The following is a 20,372-nucleotide window of genomic DNA, read 5'->3' as shown; positions in this document are numbered from 1 at the left end:
CGCCCGTCAGGCCCGCCCGTCCAGGCAGCGCCCGAGCCAGTCCGACGCCTCGGTGAAGGCCGCGTCCGTCATCTCCTGGCGCACGGTCGCCGTCACCTTGTCCGCCCGCGGATACGAGCCGAGGAAGCGCACCTCCTGGCAGACCCTCTTGAGGCCCATCAGGACCTCGCTGACCCGGCGGTCGGTCAGATGCCCCTCGCAGTCGACGGAGAAGCAGTAGCGGCCGATGCCCTCGCCGGTCGGCCGGGACTCGATCCGCATCATGTTGACGCCCCGGACGGCGTACTCCTGCAGCAGCTCCAGCAGCGCGCCTGGGTGGTCCTCGCGCAGCCACAGCACGACCGATGTCTTGTCCGCGCCGGTCGGCGACGCGGGCCGGGCCGGCCGGCCCACCAGCACGAACCGGGTGGCGGCGTTCTGCGCGTCGTGGATGTCGGAGACCAGCGGCTCCAGACCGTACGTGGCGGCCGCGAACTCGCCCGCGAAGGCGCCGTCGTAGCGGCCCTCCTGCACCAGCCGCGCGCCGTCCGCGTTCGAGGCCGCGGATTCCCAGACCGCCTCCGGGAGATGGGCGGCCAGCCACTTGCGTACCTGCGGCTGGGCGACCGGATGGCCGGTCACCGTCTTCACGTCGTGCAGGGCGGTACCGGGACGCACCAGCAGCGCGAAGGCGATCGGCAGCAGCACCTCGCGGTAGATCATCAACGGCTCGCCGGAGGCGAGCTCGTCGAGGGTGGTCGTCACCCCGCCCTCGACGGAGTTCTCGATCGGCACCAGGGCGGCGGCGGCCTCACCGCTGCGCACCGCGTCCAGGGCGGCCGGCACCGACACCATCGGCACCAGCTCCCGGGTGGCCGCCTCGGGAAGCGTGCGCAGGGCGGCCTCCGTGAACGTGCCCGCGGGGCCGAGATACGTATAGCGACTGGCCGACATCACAAAGGACTCCCTCGCGTCATTGCGGGGGCAACCCGCCGATCTCCCTGCCCTGTCACGATACCGAGCCGTTTCCCGGCCCAGCGGCCACTTTCCTCAGCCCTCCAGCAGGGGGCGGCCGACGTAGTCCCCGGGCGCCGCGGCGGGCGGCACCGCGTACAGACCGCTCGCCTCGTGCCGCAGGAAGGGCGACAGCGCGTCGCCGCGGTCCAGCTTGCGCTGGATCTGGGTGAAGGCGCGCAGCGGATCGGCCTGCCAGCAGATGAAGAGCAGACCCGCGTCCGGGGCGCCGTCGTCGCGGAACCCGTCGTGGAAGGAGAACGGGCGGCGCAGCATCGCCGCGCCCTGGTTGGACTCCGGTGCGGCGATTCTGGCGTGCGCGTTCGCCGGGATGACCGGGAGTCCGTCGGCGCCGGTCTCGTCCAGCCGCATCGGGGTGGTCTCCGAGCCGCCGGTCAGCGGCGCACCGTTGTCCTTGCGGCGGCCGATGACCCGCTCCTGTTCGCGGCGTGACCGCTTCTCCCAGTCGTCCAGCAGCATCCGGATCCGGCGGACGACGGCAAAGGAGCCGCCGCGCATCCACTCCTGGTCGGTGTCGCGCCCCACGAAGATGCGCGCGTCGAAGTCCGAGTCCGACGGCCGGGGATTGTTGGTGCCGTCGACCTGCCCCATCAGATTGCGGGTGGTCATGGGGTGGGCGGTGGCGCCCGGGGTGCGATTGAAGCCGTTCATCTGCCAGCGCAGCCGTGCCCGTCCCGCAGCCTCCTTCTGCAGCGCGCGCAGCGCGTGAAAGGCGACCAGGGCGTCATCCGCGCCGATCTGGATCCACAGATCGCCGTTGCCGCGGCCCGGGTCCAAGGCGTCGGCGGAGAAGTCGGGCAGCGGGTCGAGCTGTACCGGGCGCTTCTTCTGCAGGCCGGTACGCCCGAAGAAGCTGTGGCCGAAGCCGAAGGTGACGGTCAGCGAGGAGGGGCCCGCGTCGAGCGCGACCGCGGTGTCGGCGTCCGGCGTCCGGCCCGCCATCAGCTCCTCGGCCGTCCGTGACCAGCGGCGCAGCAGGGCGGCCGCGCCCTTGCGGTCCGTGCCGGGGGCCAGGTCGAAGGCGAGGAGGTGGCCGTTGGCCTGCAGCGGGGTGGTGATGCCCGCCTGGTGCGCGGCGCGCTCCTCGCGGAAGGCGACCTCGGTCGAGCCGATGCTCGTGAGCGCCGCGGGGGCGTCGTCGCGCGCGGCGGTGACCGCGAGGGCGCCACCGGCGCCGCCCGCGACCAGCCCGGCCGCGCCCACGGCACCGACGGTGCCGAGCAGGCGGCGGCGGGACAGCTCCACGGTGGGTACGTCGGCGCCGTCCGGTGCGGGGGCGGCGGCCCGGTCGGCGGTCGCCGGGGCGGCCGGCCCGGGGCGCGGCCCGCGGCCGGGCTCGGGGATCTTCTTGCCGGGCGACTTCCTGCCCGGGGCCTGCTTGCTCATCAGTCGATCTTCACGTTCCTGGTCTCGGTCACCTGGTCGATATCGGACGTCCGCACGAGCAGCGAGAGCTGCCATTTCCCGGGGACCGGCAGCTGGACGCCGCTCGCGCTCCAGTGGCCCTCGCTGAGGTGGTCGGGAGCGACCGGGAGCGGCCCGAGCTTCTTGGTCTTCAGGGTGAAGGAGATCTTCACCTCGGGGACGTCCATGATCGCCCCCGACGGATCGGAGATCCGCAGATGCAGTTCGTTGGCGCTGCCACTGCGCCCGGGGTCGAGGTCGATACGCGCGGTGCCCTTGCCCCGCGGGCCGCCGGTGTCGAACGGGATGGAAAGCACCCGCGGCTGGTTGGCGTCGGCGGACTGCCCGGCCTCGGCGGCCTTGACCGCGGCTTCCGTGCGGGCCGGTTCGGTGGCGGTCAGCACGGTGGTCACCGCGAGCAGCACGACTGCCACCGAAGCCTCGGCCAGCACCGACCGCCGCAGCCCCAGCCGCTGCGGATCGGCGTCCCGGATGCGCTTGGTGCGTGCGGTGCTCAACGCGGCTTGCTGGCGGGCGAGTTGGGCCGCGCGGTAGGGGTCGACCTCGTCGTCCGACGCGGAGACGCAGGTGGCGTCGGACGTGGAGCCCGAGGCGGCGTCGGACGCCTCGTCCGTCCCGGAGCCGCTCGTGGACGCGGACGGGACGGTGACCGCCACCGGGGTGCGCTTGGGCTCGGGCTCCGGATCGGCTGCGGAAGCGGGCGAGGGCGCCGCCTCGGACAGGCCCGGGGCCGCGTTCGTCGCCGCCTCCGTGGCCTCCGTGGCCTCGGTGGCCTCCGTGGTCTCCGTACGGAGCTCCGAGAGCCGGGCCGTCCACCGCCGGGACACCCAGGCGATGCCGACGAGCACCACGACAAGGCCCGCCTTGAGCAGCAGAAGCCGCCCGTAAGAGGTGTCGGTGAGGGCGTCCCAGCTGCCGACCTGCCGCCAGGACTGGTAGATGCCGGTGACGACCAGCACCACCACGGAGCCGAACGCGATCCGCGAGAAGCGGCGGACGGCGGCGCGCTCCACGGCCGGCCCCCAGTACAGGGACACGACCAGGGCGGCCAGCCCGCCGAGCCAGGCGGCGACGGCGAGCAGATGCAGCACGTCGACGGGCATGGCGACGGCGGTCTGCAGACCGGTCGAGGCGTGTTCGGCCATCGCCCAGGTCGCGGCGAGCCCGGCGGAGACGATCACTCCGCCGATGCCCAGCCCCCTCGTGAGGTCCGTGCGCCGCCTGGCCGCCTCCGTGCTGTCCTCCCCCTGCTCCGGCTCCTGTGCCCGCGCGTACGCCCCGAAGAGCACCGCCACGAACAGCGCCGCGGCGGCGAGCAGCAGGATCCGGGAGACCAACGCCGCGCCCGGCTTGGTCGCCAGGACCTGCCGGAGACCGCCGAGATCGAAGACGTCGGCGAGGTCGCCGGACCCGGTGTACGGGGCGCGCAGCAGCAGCATCGCGATGGTGGTCGCGGTCAGCACGGCCCAGCCCTGGACGACCAGGCGCTGGACGGAGCGGACCCGGGCGGCGGCCGGACGGCAGGCCACGATGAAGGCGGCGCCACCGGCCAGCAGCACGAAACCGGCGTAGGCGAGGTAGCGCGCGATGCCGTAGAGCGCGCCCACCAGCCCGCCGCCGGCCTCCTGCTGGGGAACCGCGGCGGTGGTCTTGGAGGGTGCGCCGACGGAGAAGGTGAAGGCGCCGGAGACGGGGTGACTGTCCGCCGAGACCGCCTGCCAGGCGACGGTGTACGTGCCGTCGGCCAGGCCCGGCGGGAGTCCGGCGCCGAACTTGACGACGCTGCCGCTGCACAGGTTGCGCAGCTTGCCGCGGTCCACCCGCTTGCCCTGGGGGTCCAGGACCCGGATGGAGTCGTCGCCCATCGCGACACCTTCGGAGAAGGTGAGCGTGACCTGCTCGGGGGCACGGTCCACCACCGACCCCTGGGCGGGAGTGCTGCCGGTCAGCGCGGCGTGCGCGTCGGCCGGGGCCGCGCCGCCGAGCAGCGCGCCCAGCAGCGCCGCCGCGAGGACCAGCAGGCGCAGCGCGGCGGACCGCCGCGGCCAGGAGCCGGTGATGGCCATAGTGGTGCTCCCTTACTTCTGCTCGGCAGCCGTGGCGTCCACCGCCGCTACTTCTTCGGCGCGTACGAGACCGACTTCACCGGGACGTCGACCTTGATCGGGTCGGCGCTCGCGAAGTGCAGCTCGATGGTGACGGTGTCGCCCTCGGTGGGCTTGTTCTTCAGGCCCATGAACATCAGGTGGTTGCCGCCGCGGGCGAGCGTGAGCTCACCGCCGGCCGGCACGTTCAGGGAGGGGACCTCCTCCATCTTGCTGCCGACCGTCTTGTGGATCGTGATGTCCTTGGACAGGTCGCTGGTGACCGAGGTGAGCTTGTCGGCCGCGCCCCCGGTGTTCTTGACGACGAGGAACGCGCCGGCCATGTCCTGCGTGATCGGTTGCGGCATGTACGCGCCGGAGACCTCGAGTTCCGGGGCTTCGTCGTCGCCTCCGCCGCAGCCGGCGAGCGTGAGACCTGCGGTGAGAGCGAGAGCGGCGGTCAGGGCTGTACGGCGGTTCACGGGTTCTGTCCCTTGATGATCTTCGGCAGTGCCTTGGTGTAGTTGTCGGCGGTCGCCTCCTGCATGCCCATCCAGTGGATCCGGTCGTCCTTGGGGGACGACATCAGGACCTGGGCACCGTGCGTCGAGACGACATCGCCGTTCTTCTTCTTGACCGGCTTCTCGATGCCGATGTTCACGCTGCGCGCGCCCTGCTGGATGGCGTCGAACGAGCCGGACAGACCGGTGAAGTCCGCGTCGATGCCGGCGAGCCACTTCTTGAGGGCGGCGGGGGTGTCGCGCTCGGGGTCGGAGGTGACGAACAGGACGCGCAGGTCGTCCTGTTCCGCCTTCGGCAGCTGCTTCACCGCGACGGCGATGTTGGCCATCGTCAGCGGGCAGACGTCCGGGCAGTTGGTGTAGCCGAAGTAGATGATCGTCGGGTGGCCCTTGGTCTTCTCCAACAGGTCGTACTTCTCGCCGTCGGAGTCGGTCAGCTGAAGGTCCGGCTTCTCCAGCGGACTGTCGAGCGTGACGATCGGCCGGGAGGTCGAGCCGGAGACATCGGCGGCGGGCTTGCCGTCCTCGGTGCCACAGGCGGTCAGGGTGAGGGCTGCGGCCGCCGCCAGGGCGGACGCCAGCATGGTCCTTCTACGCATTGCAGAGATATCCGTATAACCAGGGGATGGGGCGCCGGGCCGGCGCGCGTCGGCATCGGCCCGGTCGCAGGTCAGGAGCTGCGGCGCCGGCCGGCGAGGACGCCGAAGCCGACTCCGGTGAGGCCGACGACGATGCCGACGACGGCCAGCACGCGTGCCGTGGTGTCGCTGTCGGCCATGTCCTCGGCGGCCGCGGTGTGCTTGCCGCCGTCCTCGCCGCCCTTGGCGTCCTCGCCGGCCGCGCCGGCGCTGTGGCCGTCGCCGGTCGCCGCGGTGAGCTTCAGCACCGGCGCCGGGTTCTCCGGCTCCGCGCCGCCCTCCTTCGCCGGCTCGATCCAGCGCACGACCTCCTTGTCGTCGTACGTCTGGAGGGCCTTGAAGACGAGCTGGTCGGCGTCCTCGGGAAGCTGGCCGACGGAGACCGGGAACTGCTGGAACTGGCCGGGCTCGACACCCTTGCCGTCCGCGGTCCAAGTGATCTTCGAGGGCGCCTCGTTGATCTTCTCGCCGTGCATCTCCAGCGGCTTGTCGAGCTTGGACTTGGTGACCTCCACCTTCCAGCCGGGCACCGGCTGCGGCATGACGGACGCCAGCGGGTGGTCGGTCGGCAGGTTGACTTCGAGCTTCACCGTCGAGGCGTCGTCACGCTCATTGGGCACCTTGAAATTGACGGTGGCGTAGCCGCCCTTCTCGGCCGCTTCGGGCTGGACGCTGACGTGCGCGAAGGCCGGGCCGGCGAGCAGCAGCACGCCGCCCGCGGCGATCGCGCCCACGACGGGCAGCCGGCGGGCGAACCGGCGCGCGGGGACCGTGGGGCCGTCGGCCGGGTCGGCCGAGGTACGGGCAGGCGCCGGGTGCGAGAGGTGCGACATCTTCGACATGTAGAAAACACTCCACAGACAGGAGAACGGTTCGGATGAGTTGCTCTGGCGCGCATGCGGCGACGGCGCGAGAGCCCGTACCCGTCCTGTGGGGGTGTGCTTCGCGTGTCGTCAGGCCGCGAGGGCCAGGGTGGGTGGCCCCCGCCTGACGACACTGTGGTGGAGCGTGAGGTGCTGCGGGCCCGGTTTGTCATCCCCGTACGAAACGGGGGCGCGCATCCCACTGTCGTGCGCCGTGTCCAGCCCGGCGATCAGGGCGCCGACCAGCGTGAGCGCCCCGCGCAGCGCGCCGATGAGCGCCTGCGCGGCGACCTCACGCGCTGCCGGAGCCGACAGCCGGACCAGCCGCCACAGCGCCGCCTCGCCCCGGCGCAGCAGCCACCCGAGGGCGAGCGCCGCGAGCAGGTGTCCGAGCAGCATCGGGAGGGACGGCAGCAGGCAGTGCGCCATGGCCGGGTCGGCGGCGATCCCGGTCGGCATCCGCTGCCCGGCGTGTCCGGCGGAGCCGGCCGCCAGGGCCGTGTCGAAGCCGCCCGAGCCGAGGATCCGGCGCGCTTCGTCGCCGTCCAGCCGGCCGCTGCCCAGGCCGCAGACCGCATGCCGGGCCATGCTGATCGCCGCGTGGTCGGAGAGGCCCGCGACGCCCTTGCCGCCGGTCTCCGCCACGGCGGACGCCGGCTGCCGGCTCATCGCGAACAGCGCGTGCAGTGCCACCTGACCGACGGCCAGTCCGGCGGCGATCCCCGGAAGCGACCGTTCCCGCCCGGCCAGCGGGGCCGCGACCGCGAACACGGCGGCAGCGGCGACACCCAGGGTCCACAGGGGGACGGCGGTCAACGAGGCAGCCATGTGCCCGGCCGCGGACAGCACGACACAGACCGCGGTGAACACCGCGGCACGCAGCAGCCGTAGATCGGCAGCTGCGCGCGCTGTGGGGGCTGGCGAGGCAGTCATGGCGGCGTCATCATCCCACTGAGCCCCTCGGCTGCCTACGGCAGGGCGCCGCTCAGCGCCGCGTGCGGGGGCCGCATCGGCGCCCGGCGGGGCGCACGGGGGCGCGCGCCGCAGAGTGCGCCTACACCGGTGCGCTTGGTGCCGCATCCGCCGAATGAGCGGTGTCACATCCCGGACACGCTTACGGACCATACGGTGCGGCAATACGTATCGGTATGTCGAGCCGCGGCCAGGAGGCTGGAGCGATGAGCATCTGGTGGTCCCTCCACTTGCGGCGCGAGGCGGCAAGCGTGCCGCTCGCCCGTCGTTTGCTGCTGGGCACCATGGAAGCGGCGGGCGTCGACCCCGACATCTGCTACGACCTGTCGGTGGCCCTGTCCGAAGCCTGCGCGAACGCCGTCGAGCACGGCGGGGACGCCGCGACCGAGGACTATCGCGTCACGGCCTTCATCGACGGCGACACCTGCCGCATCGAGGTGACCGACTCCGGCCCCGGCTTCAGCCGCCCGCAGTCCCCGCCCACCGGCCAGGCGGCCGAGGGCCCTGCCCCGCTGCCGGCCCCGGCCCCCGCGCAGGCTTCCCCGTACGCCGAGGACGGCCGCGGCCTCTTCCTCATCGAGGCCCTCACCGACCACGTCCGCTACCGCAACCGCACCGGCCGCCGCGGCGCGGTCGTCAGCTTCGACAAGATCCTCAAGTGGCGCGAGGGCGCGGCACTGCCGATGGCGTCATGACCGGTAGAGCCAGGGGAACCGGGCCCTGAGCTGCTGAACCAGCGGGCAGTCGTGCCGACCTCGGTTGCTCGCCCCTACCCCGCTACCCCCGTACCCTCTCCGCTCCGTCGAACCGGTGCGGGCGCGGATCGAGCGGGGCGAGTACGCCGAGGCGCTCCTCGATCCGCTGTGCCGCGTCCAGGCACAGGTCTTCGCGGTACATCCCCGCCACGACCTGGACGCCCTGCGGCAGCCCGGCCGCGAGTCCGGTGGGCACGGCCACGGCCGGCACCCCGACATACGTCGTCGCGGTCAGCAGCCGCATCGGCGTCATCATCGCGTCGCGCTCCTCCGGGGTCCGTGGCACCACGGGCGCCGGCGCCGGCTGCGTGGACACCGGCCCGAGCAGCAGCGGACAGCGCTCGAAGAAGCGGGCCCAGGCGCGCTGGACGCCGAGGCGTACGCCGGTCTGCCGGATGTACTCCTCCAGGCCGACGGCGGGGTGGCGCTGCGTGTCCAGCTCGATGTGGCGGGCGCTGTCGTCGGTGAGCAGTCGCCTGAGCACGGGCCAGGCCAGGGTGAACTCGGTCCGCAGCAGTGCGCCGTAGCCGTCGAGGGCGTCCTGCAGGTGCGGTACCTCCACCTCCTCGACGGGGTGTCCGGCGTCCTCCAGGGCTGCTGCCGCCGCCTCTATCGCCGCGCGCACGTCCGGGTGGACGTCGCCCCGGCCGCCGGGGTCGGTGACCACGCCGACCCGCACCGGCGCGTCCGGCCGCGGCCCGTACAGCGGGGCCGGGACCGCCCGAGGGTCCTGCGGGTCGGTCCCTGCCAGCACCTCGTAGGCCGCCCGCAGGTCTGCCACCGACCGGGCCAGCGGCCCGTCCACGGGGAAGAGTTGGTGGCCCAGGACCGGCTCCTGGTCGTTCATCCGGTGGTCGGCGGGGAACCGCCCATAGCTCGGCTTCAGCCCCGCGACGCCGTTGAACGTCGCCGGGTTGCGCACCGATCCGCCGGAGTCGTTGCCCAGGCCGAGCGCCGCCATGCCGGTAGCCACCGCGACCGCGTCACCCCCGCTGGTGCCGCCGGGTGTCCGCTGCGGGTCCCATGGGTTCACGGTGTCCCCGAACAGCTGGCTGACCGTGTGCACTCCGGCGATCGCCAGGTCGGGCATGTTGGTGCGCCCGATCGGAATCGCCCCGGCCGCGCGCAGTCGCCGCACCGGGGGAGCGTCCGCCTGCGCCACCCGGTCGCGGAAGTACGGCACGCCGTGCGTCGTCGCCGATCCGGCGACGTGGATGTTCTCCTTCACCGTGAACGGCACCCCGGCCAGCGGGCCCAGCCGCTCTCCGGCGGCCCGGCGCCGGTCGGTCTCCCGCGCCGCCTGCCGGGCGCTGTCCTCCAGCAGCCGGGTCACCGCGTTCACCCGCGGGTTGACCGTGGCGATCCGCTCCAGGTGTGCCTCCACGGCCTCCGCCGCGGACACCTCTCCGGATGCCATCAGCTCCGCCAGCTCCGACGCCTCCAGCGCCCACAGTTCGGTCTTCTCGGTCTTCTCCATCGAGCTCTCCCCTCGCTCCGACAACCAAGATACAGACATGGATCTGGATACGGAACTGAATATTTCAGCCGGGGTGCGCCGTAGGATGTCGCTGTGAGCCCCGAACGCAAGCGCCTGACCCGCGAAGAGAGCCGACAGCAGACCCGTGAGCGCCTGCTGGCCGCCGCCGCCGAGCTGTTCGTCGAACGCGGAGTCAACGGCACATCCGTCGAGCAGATCGCCGAGCGCGCCGGCTACACCCGCGGCGCCTTCTACGGGAACTTCGAGGACAAGAACGCTCTCGTCGCCGAGCTGCTCCAGCACCGCACGCGCCGCGAACTGGAGGAGGTCCGTGCCCTCACCCAGGGCGCCACCTCCTTCGCCGACGCCCTCGACCGGCTCCGGGCCTGGAACCGCGACCGCGCTCGCCACCTGCCCGAATGGCTCGCCCTGCGCATGGAACTCGTCCTGCACGCGCTGCGGAACGAGGAGCTGCGTCCCCTGCTCGCCGAACGTGAACTCCTCGCCCGTGATGCCCATGCCGGCGGTCTGGAGCAGGCGTTCGCCGCCCGCGGCGTCGAATCGCCCGCAGACCCCGCGTTCCTCGCCCTGATCGTCCATGCCCTGGAGGACGGCCTGCTCATCCAGCGCCTGCTGGCCCCTGAGGGCATCCCGGGCGACGTCGTCGTCGACGCCTTCGACCTGCTTCTGCGCTCCTGGACCGCGCTCGCGCAGCATCCGCCCCAGGAGGGCGACGGGGACGCCCGGCCCGCCCTCACCGCCAACCCTGCGGGCACCCCCGATGCCTAGCCGCAGAGGGCAGTCCGACCGGGCGCCCGTGGTCCGCTGCGAGGTGCCGCCCCCGCCGTGTCGTCGCGTGAGGCGGTCAACGGCATGACGCAGCGTCAAAGCCCGTCAGCGGTGCGGAGGTTGAGCGCCAGGGCGGCCGGATACGGCGGATCGCCGCGCACGGAGGCGTGCAACCCGGGCCGAAGGGCAGTCCCGGAGTGAACATCGGCCGCGGAAAGCTGGCCGGAAATCACTTCCGGTGGAAGGTGAGCAGCGCGGTCTCGCAACGAGAGGACCTCCCCCGCGGCGTCCCCTGGGCCTGCGAGACCGGCGCGCACCAGGATTAACGCGAAGTTGCTCGCGTTAATCTTGTTCGGACAATACTTGGCGTGAACCTGCACTGCAATACGGAGCCGCCGTGACAGCGCACCAACCCCCGGGCGAGAGCCGGCCCGGAGGCCGCACGGCCCGGACCCGGCAGGCCGTAATGGCCGCCGTCTTCGAGGAGTTGGGCTCCGGCGGGTACGCCTCCCTCACGATGGAGAAGATCGCGCAGCGTTCCGGCGTGCATCCCGCGACGCTCTACCGGCGCTGGCGCAGCGTCGAGGGCGTGGTCTGTGAGCTGCTGACGGAGCTGAGTGCCGAGGTGCCGCTTCCCGACACCGGCACGCTGCCCGGGGACCTGCGCACGCTCGCCCGCTCGATCGCTGCCTTCTACGCGGACGCGCGGATGCAGAGCATGATCGAAGCGGTGGTCTCCGCCGCGGGCCGTGACCCCCAGGCCGCCACGGTGCTGCGGGATTTCTTCGACGCCCGGCTGCGGCTGGCGGGCCGGATGGTGCAGCGGGCCGTCGAGCGTGGCGAGGTGCCCGCGGACACGGACCCGGAGGAGGTGATGTCGGCCCTCGGCGCGCCCTTCTACTACCGGATCCTGATCGCTCGCCGGCCCGTCGACCCCGCCGTCGCCGAGTCCACGGCAACCGCGGTCTGGGCGGCGGTCCGCGCGGGCGCCTACGCGAGGAAGGGCGGCACGCCGCCGAGGGCGGACTGAACCCTTCGGGAGACGCACGACGGCCGGTGGTCCCCAGAAGGGGCCACCGGCCGTCTGTGGCGCGGCTACGGGCGTGCTGCCGCCCGTCTACTTCGCGAGCAGGCCGGCCATCCAGGACTCGACCTCGTCGGAGCGGCGCGGCAGGCCGGCCGAGAGGTTCCGGTTGCCGTCCTCGGTGACGAGGATGTCGTCCTCGATCCGGACGCCGATGCCGCGGTACTCCTCCGGCACCGTCAGGTCGTCCGCCTGGAAGTACAGGCCGGGCTCGACGGTCAGCACCATGCCGGGCTCCAGAGTGCCGTTGACGTACGCCTCGGTGCGGGCCGCGGCGCAGTCGTGGACGTCCAGGCCGAGCATATGGCCGGTGCCGTGCAGGGTCCAGCGGCGCTGCAGTGCCAGTTCCAGTACCCGCTCGACCGGGCCCTCGACGAGCCCCCAGGCGACGAGCTTCTCGGCGAGCACCCGCTGCGACGCGTCGTGGAAGTCGCGGTACTTCGCGCCGGGCCTGACCGCCGCGATGCCCGCTTCCTGGGCCTCGTACACCGCGTCGTAGATCTTGCGCTGAAGGTCGGTGTAGCGGCCGTTGATCGGCAGGGTGCGGGTGATGTCCGCGGTGTAGAGGCTGTTCGTCTCCACGCCGGCGTCCAGCAGCAGCAGGTCGCCGGAGCGGACCTCGCCGTTGTTGCGGACCCAGTGCAGGGTGGTGGCGTGCGGGCCCGCGGCGCAGATGGAGCCGTAGCCGACGTCGTTGCCCTCGACGCGGGCGCGCAGGAAGAACGTGCCCTCGATGTAGCGCTCGCTGGTCGCCTCGGCCTTGTCGAGGACCTTCACGACGTCCTCGAAGCCGCGGACGGTGGAGTCGACGGCCTTCTGCAGCTCGCCGATCTCGAACTCGTCCTTGATCACGCGTGCTTCGGAGAGGTACACCCGCAGCTCTTCGTCGCGCTCGGCGGTGACCTTGTCGGTCAGCGCGGCCTCGATGCCGGCGTCGTGCCCGCGCACGACGCGGACCGGGCCGGTGGCCTCGGTGAGTGCCTCGGAGAGTTCGCGCACGTCCTTGCAGGGCGCGCCGAGCAGCGCCTCGGACTCCTGGAGGCTGTTGCGGCGGCCGACCCACAGCTCGCCCATGCCGTTGAGCCAGAACTCGCCGTTCTCGCGGTCGGAGCGGGGCAGGCGGTAGATCGTCGCGTCATGGCCCTCGGCGCCACCGGCACGCGGCTCAAGGACCAGGACGCTGTCGTCGGTCTGGTCGCCGGTGAGGTAGACGTACTCCGTCGACGCGCGGAAGTCGTACTCGGTGTCGTTGGAGCGGGTCTTGAGGTTGCCCGCGGGAATCACCAGGCGCTCGCCGGGGAAGCGCGCGGACAGGGCGGCCCGACGCCGTGCGGCGTTCGGGGCCTGCTCGATCGGCTGCAGGTCGTGCAGCTCGGTGTCCGCCCAGCCGCTCTTCATGGACTCCGCGAGCTCGTCCGACACGCCCGGGTACAGGCCGTTCTTGCGCTGCTTGATCGGCTGCTCGTCCTCGTCCGGGGTCTCCGGTGTGAGCTCGTCGGTCACGATGCCTCCTATTAAGACTGAACCGCCTTCCATCGTATGTGCGGATCGAATGCGGTCCAGGGGCAGGAAGGTGTGACCTCTCCGGCGATCCGGCCATAGGGTCCACGGCCGCCCCGGCTAGCCGTCGAAGCGGGCGGCCAGGAGCACCACGTCCTCCTCCGAGTCGGGCTCGTCCAGGCCCTGCGGGAGCATCGTGCGCAGGATGTGGTCGACGACCGCGTCCGGGTCGTGGCGGCTCCCCTTGGGTACGCCCGCGGCCGCGGCGTGCAGCCGGGCGAAGGCGCGGTCCATGGGATCGCCGGTGCGGTGCAGCAGACCGTCGCTGTAGAGCAGCAGGGTCTCGCCGGGTGCCGGGCCGATCTCCACGCTCGGCGCCTCCCAGCAGGCGAGCATGCCCAACGGTGCGGACAGCGAGGTCTCGACGAACTCGGTGCGCGTATCGCCGATGATCAACGGTGGGCAGTGGCCGGCCCCGGCCAGCACCAGCTTGCGGGGGGCGGGGGTGCCTGCCGGCACGGGGGGCGCGGGCGGTCCGCCAGGGGCGCCGGGCGGCGCCTCGGCGTAGGCGAACAGGGCGGTGGCGCTGCGGGCCGGCTCGGTCAGCCGCAGCAGCAGTTCGAGGTCGGAGAGCACCGCGACCGGATCCTCGCCCTCCATGACCGCGTACGCGCGCAGCGAGGCGCGCAGCCGTCCCATGGCGGCCACCGCACTCGGTCCTGAGCCGGTGACCGATCCGACGGCCAGGCCCAGCGCGCCGTCCGGCAGCGGCAGCGCGTCGTACCAGTCACCGCCGCCGCGAGGGCCGGTGCTGTGCCGTACCGCGAGCCGTACGCCCGGTACCCGCGGCAGCCGGCTGGGCAGCAACTCCTCGCGGAGCGTCCGGGCCACCTGTTGGCTGCGGTGGAGTTCGAGGAGCCGGGCGAGGTGTTCGCAGGCGTGGGCGCGGAAGAGGCCGATGAGGTGCCGCTGCCGTTCGGTGGGCTCGGCGGGCTCGTCGTAGAGCCAGACGGCCGCGCCGATCCTGCCGATCGGGTCGGCGGTGATCGGGACGGCGTAGCTGGCGGCGTAGCCGAGGCGGGCGGCGACCTCGCGCAGGCGGGGGTCGAGGTCCTTCTCGCCGGGGATGTCGGGTTCGGCGATCTCGGTACGGGGGTCGGCGTCGCCTCCCGTGCGGACGTCGTCGCCCGCGCCCGGCTCGGGCAGGCCGTCCAGTATCCGCGCGTACGACAGGGCACGGCGCGGGATGGTCTCGATGTGGCCGATGTCCGCGTGGCCGAGTCCGAGGCCGAGCGAGGTTTCCGGGCCGAGGCCGTCGGCCGGTTCGAGGACGACCAGGCCGCGCCGCGCGCCGACCAGGGAGGCGCCGGCCCGCAGCATCTCGTGGAGGGCTTCCTCCAAGGTGCGGGTGCGGGCCAGCTGTTCGGTCAGGTCGTGCAGCGTGGTGAGGTCGGAGAGCCAGCCGGCGAGCCGGTCCTGGACGGCGGCGAGCTGATCGACGGGCGAGATGTCCGGTGTGAGGTCGCCGGCGGCGTCCGAGCGGGCATCCGCGGCGGCCTCGGAGGCCGCTGAAGAGCCTGAGGTATCCGGGGAATCCGCGCCGTTTGCGGCAAGCGGATCGGCAGTGTGCGCGGGGGTGGGAAGTCCTGGTTCGATTCCAGCCACTTTCGGCACGTGGGAGGAGGTCATGGCCGGCGGCTATCGTTGTATCTAGTATTGCCGCAGGTCAGAGCAGAATTTGGTTGGGAGTGAAGCGTTTTGTTGAGTGATGTTGTGCGGTTTGTTCGACCGCTCAATTTCCTCAATAGCATTGCAAACCCCCATGTCATGCTGCTCCGCTATCAATGTCTCCACATCTACACGCACCGACGACGTGATGTCCAGCATTGTCCCGAAGGGCTTTGCGGTGTCAACCAGGTCTGTAGATTGGCCTGAAAATAGCCCCCCAACCGTCAATTTGAGGTCGACTGGCGGCGATCGACAGCGCGTCATATCCACAGTGGCGGGTACGTACTCGGAAAGGTGCGGGGCCAGTTGGGGCCGCACCGGAACCCTCCGGCGGGCGCGGACGTCTCACACGACGACGACCGCGACGCACTCCCGAGTGGCGGGATTGCACCACCGCACAGCAAGCGCCATGCGCGCGCCACCCCCCGCCACGTTCCACGCTCGGCGTACGGCGTGATGCGCTGCTTTTGTACACGCGGTGACCAATGATCCACGTGGCGTGTTCGACCCCGGGTTGCTTGACCAGGTCGCATGAAACGCCACATAGCGGCATGAACCGGTATGTAGTGCGATGGACATAGCCCTCGGCGTTAACGGAAAGGAACGAGCGCTCATGCGCGAGATCCTCGGAAGGCGACGCAAGCCCCTGTTTCGGCGCGGCGGAAGGTCGGCACTGCTCGGTGCGGCGCTCCACTGCGCCACCGAGTGGCAGTGGCCGGTGCTCCCGGGTGTGGGAATGCGGTCCGGAGGCCGGCAGTCGGCCGGCGGTCGGCTCGGCCTCGGAGAGCGGGGCGCAAGAGAGTGCAGCTGTCCCGACCCCGACTGTGTGGTGCCCGGAGCGCACCCCTTCGACCCCGGCCTCCTGGCGGCCACGACCGACGCGCGAATGGTGCGTTGGTGGTGGACGAACCGCCCGGACGCCCCGATCGTGCTGGCCACCGGCGGCAGCGCGCCCTGCGCGGTGAGCCTGCCCGCCGTCGCCGGCGCCCGCGCGCTGGCGGCCCTGGACCACTTCGGCGTCCGCCTCGGCCCCGTGGTGGCCACGCCCACCCGCTGGTCGCTGCTCGTATCGCCGTACGACCTCCCGGAGTTGGGCGAGCTGCTGCACTCCCGGGACTGGGTGCCCAGCTCGCTGCGCTTCCACGGCGAGGGCGGCTATGTGATGCTCCCGCCGTCGCAGATCGGTGCCGGCGCGGTGCACTGGGAGCGGCCGCCGGCCGCCACCCCGGCCGCGCCCTGGCTGCCGAAGGTCGCCACGATCGTCGACGCGCTGGTCACGGCGAGCACCAGCGCACCCGACGGGGGCAGCCGGCTCGCGTACTGACGCGTGCCGGACGCCATCCGGACCACATCCGGGCCGGGCCGTGCCGCGAGAGTTGAGCGGCATGGCCGGAAAGAACACGCGGGCGGTTCACCCGTCCGGGTGTGAGCGGCGCGGACCACTACGGGAAACGGGTGTCTGCGGCCCGGGGACCACCCCCACCTCCCGGTAGGTTCGGCGGACCGTCAAGCCGCCACCGGTGGCACATCAATCGCAGGTGGTCCCCTTGCAGCGCGCCCCGAAGCTCCGCATGATCGCGCTCGCCGGCACAGCCGTTGCAGCCATCGCCATCCCGCTGGCCGCGGCGACCGCAGGCCCGGCGGGCACCCTCACGCCGGGCGCGCGGGCCGAAACGGCCGAAGACGCCGTCCCGCCCGGCGAGTCGGGACATTCCGTGCACGCCGAAAAGGCCGGAAAGACCGGGCATGCCGGGAAGCCCGCCGGGTCCCGGGCCCTGAGCGACAGCGGCGATCCCGGCTCCGCCGCGAACCGTGACGCCCGCGACGGCGCCCTCGCCGACCTGGGCCTGCCCCTGCTCTCCGACGACCGGCGCATCTCCCGCTGCGGCCCCGAACTCACCTCTCCCCAGCGGGTCCAGGCGCAGACCTGTGTGCTCGCCGAGGACGGCCTGACCTGGGCGCGTACGTACTACCGCAACCGTACGGGTGACCCGCTGCGCGCCGTGCTGACACTGCTGCGGCCGGACGACAGCACCCTCCAGGTGCACTGCGCGGTGGCGGTGGCGGACCAGCCGGGGATGTGCGAGACGCCGACCGGCGCGACCGTGTACAAGCGCGGGGTGCCGTACGGCGCGGTCGCGGAGTTCGCCGACGCGACGGGCGAGCGGCTGCTGCTGCGCACGGGGAGCAACTCCGCGTAGCGCGGCACCGATCCGGGCCGGTGAAAGCGGTGATCAGGAGGCCGCCGGGCCGGGAAGCGCGGACGGGCGGCGTCGGCTCCGAGCGTGCCGACAGGCAATCCCCCGGCGATCGGACGGGGGTTCACGCGGCGAGTGCAGCGGTGCGGCGCAGGGGCGGGCACGGCGGCCGCGAGGCGGCCCGGCCGGGAAGGACGTCCGGCTCCGGGCATGGAAACGCCCGGTCGCTGGCGACGGGGGATGCACCAGCGACCGGGCTTTTAGAACCGTAACAAGAGATCGGCGGTTCGCAAATTCGATCGTGGATTTCCGGACGCCTATTTACCGGCTGGTAAGGGAGTTGTGACAGGGCTCACTTCCCAGGCGCCCGGAGCCGCGCGATCAGCTCAGGGTGACCTGGCGGTTGGTCAGCCCGCCACGCGACCTGCGCTCCTCCGGGGTCAGCGGAGCGTCCGAGGCGAGCGCCTTCGTGAGCCGCTCGGCGAACGCGGCGGCCGGCCCCGCGACCTCCTCGGCAGTCATCGCCGAGGGCAGGTCCCAGACCGGCACGACCAGGCCGTGCGCCCGGAACGAGCCCACGAGACGGGTGCCCTCGCCGAGCGAGGCGGTGCCCGCGGCGTGCAGCCGGGCGAGCGCGTCCAGCAGCTGCTCCTCCGGGTAGGACGTCACCCAGCGCAGGTGGTTCTTCTCCGGGGCCTCGCACCAGTACGCCCCCTCCAGGCCGGCGATCCGGGCCGTCGGGATGGCCGCGGCGTTGGCCCGCTCCAGGGAGGCGGCGACATCACCGGTGGCGTTCTCGGCGTCCTCCACCCAGAACTCGAAGCCGCTGTGCACGGTCGGCTCGAAAGCCGCGCCCGGGTCGAGCAGATCCTGCAGTCGCGGTCCGTCGGCGGAGGGCCGGCGGGAGGTGACCGGAGTGCCGGGCTCGGCGGCCAGCGCCCGCTGGAGCGTGTCCGCGAGGTCGCGGCTGATGTCGCCGGAGGCGGTGTCGTTCTGCAGGCCGAGCAGGACGGTGCCGTTGTCGCGGCGCAGCGCGGGCCAGGCCATCGGCAGCACCGTCGCGAGGGTCACGGACGGGACGCCCTCCGGCAGCCCGTCCTTGAGGGTCAGCTCGACGGTGGCGGCGGGCACCAGCTCGCGCAGCGCCACCCAGTCGCATTCGCCGGGCAGGCCCTCGAAGGGCCGCTGCACCAGCTCGGTGACGGCGTGCGAGGCGTTCCGGCCGTGACAGGCCTTGTAACGGCGGCCGGAGCCGCACGGACAGGGCTCCCGGGCGCCGACGACCGGGTAGTTCCCATCGGCGGCTGTGCCGTGTGCTGCGGCCTGGGTCTGGGGGCGGCGCTTCTTGGCCATGCGACGGTGTCTCCTGGTCGTTCCTGGGCGTACGGACGCGTTTCGGCGCGAGCCTAGAGGAGCCGGGCCGCCCGTGGGTGTGCGGGAGCCGTCAGGCGGGCGCGTCCACACCGGAGTTGCCGCTCGCGGGCTCCCTCGGAAGGAGCAATCGCCGGTGCCCTGTCGTACCGGCTCGGAGTCTGGCGGGCCGTACGGCAGGGGTGGTCAGGCGAACGTGTGCCCCTGTGCGCGTACAGCGCTGCGTCCTGTGAACGTCCCGCGTCCTCTGCGTGTGGCTGCGCGGTGTGGCTGCGCGGTGTGCGGAGCCACACGGACCGGCACTCCGGGACGGACGCGCGCGCCCGACGACTCCGGGGCAGGCGTGCTACATCGGGTCGTCGAAGTCCGCGAAGGCCAGTTCCGGCGGCAGGCCGGAGGCAAGTCCCGCCACGAGTGAGGGCGGTAGCGCGGATGACAGGTCCAGACGTGTGGCGAAGGCGTCCGCCAGGGTGAGGACGGCCCAGACCGTCACCTCGCCCGGAACGGATTCGCGGACTCCCCAGTCCTTCGCGAGCGACCTGATGATCGCCAGACCTCGGCCGCCACGCGCTGTTATTGACGGAGTGGCCGGAATCGGTCGGGTCGGGCCGCCGCCGTCGGTGACCGCGACGGTCAGTCTGCCGTGTCCGTCGATCTGCCACGAGGCCCGGATGGACCCGGAGGAAAAGGGGTCCGCGGGGTCCGTTACGTAATCCGGTGAGCCGTTCTCGTATATCGGACGCGCATGCCGACACGAATTGCTCAGTAGTTCCGAAAGGATAAGGACCGCGTCATCGACGACCGTGTCCTGAACTCCACTTGCCAACAGCTCTTCTCGCATGCGCCGCCTGGCCATGCCTACACCCACTGCACCATGGGGTACGGCCATGATCGACGACGTCGGCACCTCTTGTGCCACCACCAACGTCACCCCCGAGACCTCCTTTGCCCCACGCCACGGGATGAATGCCCCAATGGACTGGACCGGAAACCGGCCAGACGACATGCAGTGACGCACTCGACACAATCGGATACAGGCCGAATGCGCCGGTGCACACCCTGTGATGACCTTTAGCTAAAGCCGAGTTGCTTACGTACCTGTTTAGGGCGATTTGTAATAACTGCGTCGACGCCCAACTCGCGGCACAACTCGACGTCGGCCTCCTCGTTCACCGTCCAGACGTGTACGCGATGGCCCGCGCGATGCGCCTTCTCGACATAGTCGGGGTGCGCGCGCAGGATCCGTACGCCCGGGCCCGCGATGCCCACCCCGGGCGGCAGCCGGCCGTCGCGGAAGCGCGGGGTCAGGAATTGCATGAGGTAGACGCCGGGAATGTCCGGCGCGACGGCGCGTACGCGGTGCAGGGAGCGTGCCGAGAAGCTCATGACGCGGACCGCCGGCGGCTGATCGGTGGCCATGGCCGGTTTCGTGTGCCCGAACCGGCCGAGCAGCTCGACCAGCCGCTCCTCCACCTGACCGGCCCAGCGGGTCGGGTGTTTGGTCTCGATGGCCAGCTCGACCCGCCGGTCGGCGTCGGCGACCAGCTCCAGCAGCCGCTCCAAGGTCAGCACGGAGGTGCGCTCGGGGTCCTCGTGCTGGCGGTCGGGGGCCTCGGTGTCGTCCGGGCCGGCCTTCCAGGAGCCGAAGTCGAGCGTGGCCAGGTCGGCGAGTTCCAGGGCGGAGACGGCACCGCGGCCATTGGAGGTGCGGTTCACCCGCCGGTCGTGGACGCAGACCAATTGGCCGTCGGCGGTCATCCGGACGTCGCACTCCAGCGCGTCCGCGCCGTCCTCGATCGCCTTGCGATAGGCGGCAAGCGTGTGTTCCGGAGCCTCCTCGGAGGCACCTCGATGGGCTACGACAGAAATGGCGGAAGGACCCGGACGGGCGTCCTGGGCGGGGCGTGCATAGGTCACCGCGTTATCGTGCCACCCACCACCTCCGGGCCGCCC

The 20,372-nt window shown here is 72.1% G+C and carries 19 protein-coding genes; 6 read left to right on the top strand and 13 right to left on the bottom strand.

The annotated features are described in order from the left end of the window. Positions 1-6 precede the first annotated feature (6 nt). The 7 genes from pheA to ACH4FH_RS03660 all read right to left on the bottom strand — a co-directional run bounded on the left by pheA (position 7) and on the right by ACH4FH_RS03660 (position 7,478). Positions 7-933 carry a prephenate dehydratase gene (pheA, locus tag ACH4FH_RS03690; protein ID WP_398554097.1) on the bottom strand — a complete coding sequence of 309 codons (927 nt, stop codon included), beginning with the start codon at positions 931-933 and terminating at the stop codon, positions 7-9. Between the two features lie 96 nt (positions 934-1,029). Further along, the gene (efeB, locus tag ACH4FH_RS03685) at positions 1,030-2,400 is read right to left on the bottom strand and encodes an iron uptake transporter deferrochelatase/peroxidase subunit (protein ID WP_398554096.1); all 1,371 of its coding nucleotides are present in this window, start codon (positions 2,398-2,400) and stop codon (positions 1,030-1,032) included. Further along, complete coding sequence (locus ACH4FH_RS03680; protein ID WP_398554095.1) at positions 2,400-4,505, bottom strand: copper resistance CopC/CopD family protein; 2,106 nt, start codon at positions 4,503-4,505, stop codon at positions 2,400-2,402. The genes efeB and ACH4FH_RS03680 overlap by 1 nt, the downstream gene beginning before the upstream one ends. 47 nt (positions 4,506-4,552) lie before the next feature. After that, positions 4,553-5,005: a copper chaperone PCu(A)C gene (locus ACH4FH_RS03675; RefSeq protein WP_398554094.1), complete on the bottom strand. Its 453-nt coding sequence runs from the start codon at positions 5,003-5,005 to the stop codon at positions 4,553-4,555. Then, a complete protein-coding gene (locus ACH4FH_RS03670; protein ID WP_398554093.1) occupies positions 5,002-5,643 on the bottom strand; it encodes an SCO family protein in 642 nt (213 codons plus the stop codon). The genes ACH4FH_RS03675 and ACH4FH_RS03670 overlap by 4 nt, the downstream gene beginning before the upstream one ends. Before the next feature lie 71 nt (positions 5,644-5,714). Further along, positions 5,715-6,515 carry a YcnI family protein gene (locus ACH4FH_RS03665; RefSeq protein WP_398554394.1) on the bottom strand — a complete coding sequence of 267 codons (801 nt, stop codon included), beginning with the start codon at positions 6,513-6,515 and terminating at the stop codon, positions 5,715-5,717. A gap of 120 nt (positions 6,516-6,635) precedes the next feature. After that, positions 6,636-7,478 (bottom strand): hypothetical protein, encoded by an 843-nt coding sequence (locus ACH4FH_RS03660; RefSeq protein ID WP_398554092.1) that lies wholly within the window; start codon positions 7,476-7,478, stop codon positions 6,636-6,638. Positions 7,479-7,723: 245 nt separating this feature from the next. On the opposite strand from ACH4FH_RS03660, the gene ACH4FH_RS03655 reads away from it, so the two are divergent. Further along, positions 7,724-8,212: an ATP-binding protein gene (locus ACH4FH_RS03655; protein ID WP_398554091.1), complete on the top strand. Its 489-nt coding sequence runs from the start codon at positions 7,724-7,726 to the stop codon at positions 8,210-8,212. A gap of 82 nt (positions 8,213-8,294) precedes the next feature. Here the strand turns inward: ACH4FH_RS03655 and ACH4FH_RS03650 are convergent, their stop codons facing one another. Further along, entirely contained in the window at positions 8,295-9,749 is a 1,455-nt protein-coding gene (locus ACH4FH_RS03650; protein ID WP_398554090.1) for an amidase, read from the bottom strand. Positions 9,750-9,842: 93 nt separating this feature from the next. Here ACH4FH_RS03650 and ACH4FH_RS03645 point away from each other — a divergent pair, with 93 nt between their 5' ends. Together ACH4FH_RS03645 and ACH4FH_RS03640 are read left to right on the top strand one after the other, a co-directional pair. Next, the gene (locus ACH4FH_RS03645; RefSeq protein ID WP_398554089.1) at positions 9,843-10,538 is read left to right on the top strand and encodes a TetR/AcrR family transcriptional regulator; all 696 of its coding nucleotides are present in this window, start codon (positions 9,843-9,845) and stop codon (positions 10,536-10,538) included. Between the two features lie 397 nt (positions 10,539-10,935). After that, entirely contained in the window at positions 10,936-11,568 is a 633-nt protein-coding gene (locus ACH4FH_RS03640; protein WP_398554088.1) for a TetR/AcrR family transcriptional regulator, read from the top strand. Positions 11,569-11,655: 87 nt separating this feature from the next. Here ACH4FH_RS03640 and ACH4FH_RS03635 read toward each other — a convergent pair whose 3' ends face one another. Beyond that, positions 11,656-13,125, bottom strand: coding sequence for an aminopeptidase P family protein (locus ACH4FH_RS03635; RefSeq protein WP_398554087.1), 1,470 nt, complete (start codon positions 13,123-13,125; stop codon positions 11,656-11,658). A 117-nt stretch (positions 13,126-13,242) separates the two neighbouring features. After that, a complete protein-coding gene (locus tag ACH4FH_RS03630) occupies positions 13,243-14,811 on the bottom strand; it encodes a PP2C family protein-serine/threonine phosphatase (protein ID WP_398554086.1) in 1,569 nt (522 codons plus the stop codon). A 652-nt stretch (positions 14,812-15,463) separates the two neighbouring features. Here ACH4FH_RS03630 and ACH4FH_RS03625 point away from each other — a divergent pair. Beyond that, entirely contained in the window at positions 15,464-16,174 is a 711-nt protein-coding gene (locus tag ACH4FH_RS03625; RefSeq protein ID WP_398554085.1) for a bifunctional DNA primase/polymerase, read from the top strand. A gap of 214 nt (positions 16,175-16,388) precedes the next feature. Beyond that, positions 16,389-17,051, top strand: coding sequence for a hypothetical protein (locus ACH4FH_RS03620; RefSeq protein ID WP_398554084.1), 663 nt, complete (start codon positions 16,389-16,391; stop codon positions 17,049-17,051). A 378-nt stretch (positions 17,052-17,429) separates the two neighbouring features. Here ACH4FH_RS03620 and ACH4FH_RS03615 read toward each other — a convergent pair whose 3' ends face one another. Further along, positions 17,430-18,401 (bottom strand): DUF5926 family protein, encoded by a 972-nt coding sequence (locus ACH4FH_RS03615; protein ID WP_398554083.1) that lies wholly within the window; start codon positions 18,399-18,401, stop codon positions 17,430-17,432. 364 nt (positions 18,402-18,765) lie between these two features. Then, the gene (locus tag ACH4FH_RS03610) at positions 18,766-19,350 is read right to left on the bottom strand and encodes an ATP-binding protein (protein ID WP_398554082.1); all 585 of its coding nucleotides are present in this window, start codon (positions 19,348-19,350) and stop codon (positions 18,766-18,768) included. On the opposite strand from ACH4FH_RS03610, the gene ACH4FH_RS03605 reads away from it, so the two are divergent. Then, complete coding sequence (locus ACH4FH_RS03605) at positions 19,307-19,432, top strand: hypothetical protein (protein WP_398554420.1); 126 nt, start codon at positions 19,307-19,309, stop codon at positions 19,430-19,432. The two genes, ACH4FH_RS03610 and ACH4FH_RS03605, sit on opposite strands and share 44 nt — an antisense overlap. A 58-nt stretch (positions 19,433-19,490) precedes the next feature. On the opposite strand, the gene ACH4FH_RS03600 is transcribed toward ACH4FH_RS03605, so the two are convergent. After that, complete coding sequence (locus ACH4FH_RS03600; RefSeq protein WP_398554081.1) at positions 19,491-20,336, bottom strand: glycerophosphodiester phosphodiesterase; 846 nt, start codon at positions 20,334-20,336, stop codon at positions 19,491-19,493. Between the last annotated feature and the right edge of the window lie 36 nt (positions 20,337-20,372).

The sequence above is a fragment of the Streptomyces sp. NPDC017993 genome (genome assembly GCF_044328065.1).
Classification (GTDB): domain Bacteria; phylum Actinomycetota; class Actinomycetes; order Streptomycetales; family Streptomycetaceae; genus Streptomyces.
The sequence above is the reverse complement of the archived record's forward strand: the minus strand, read 5'-3'. Positions and strand labels throughout refer to the sequence as shown.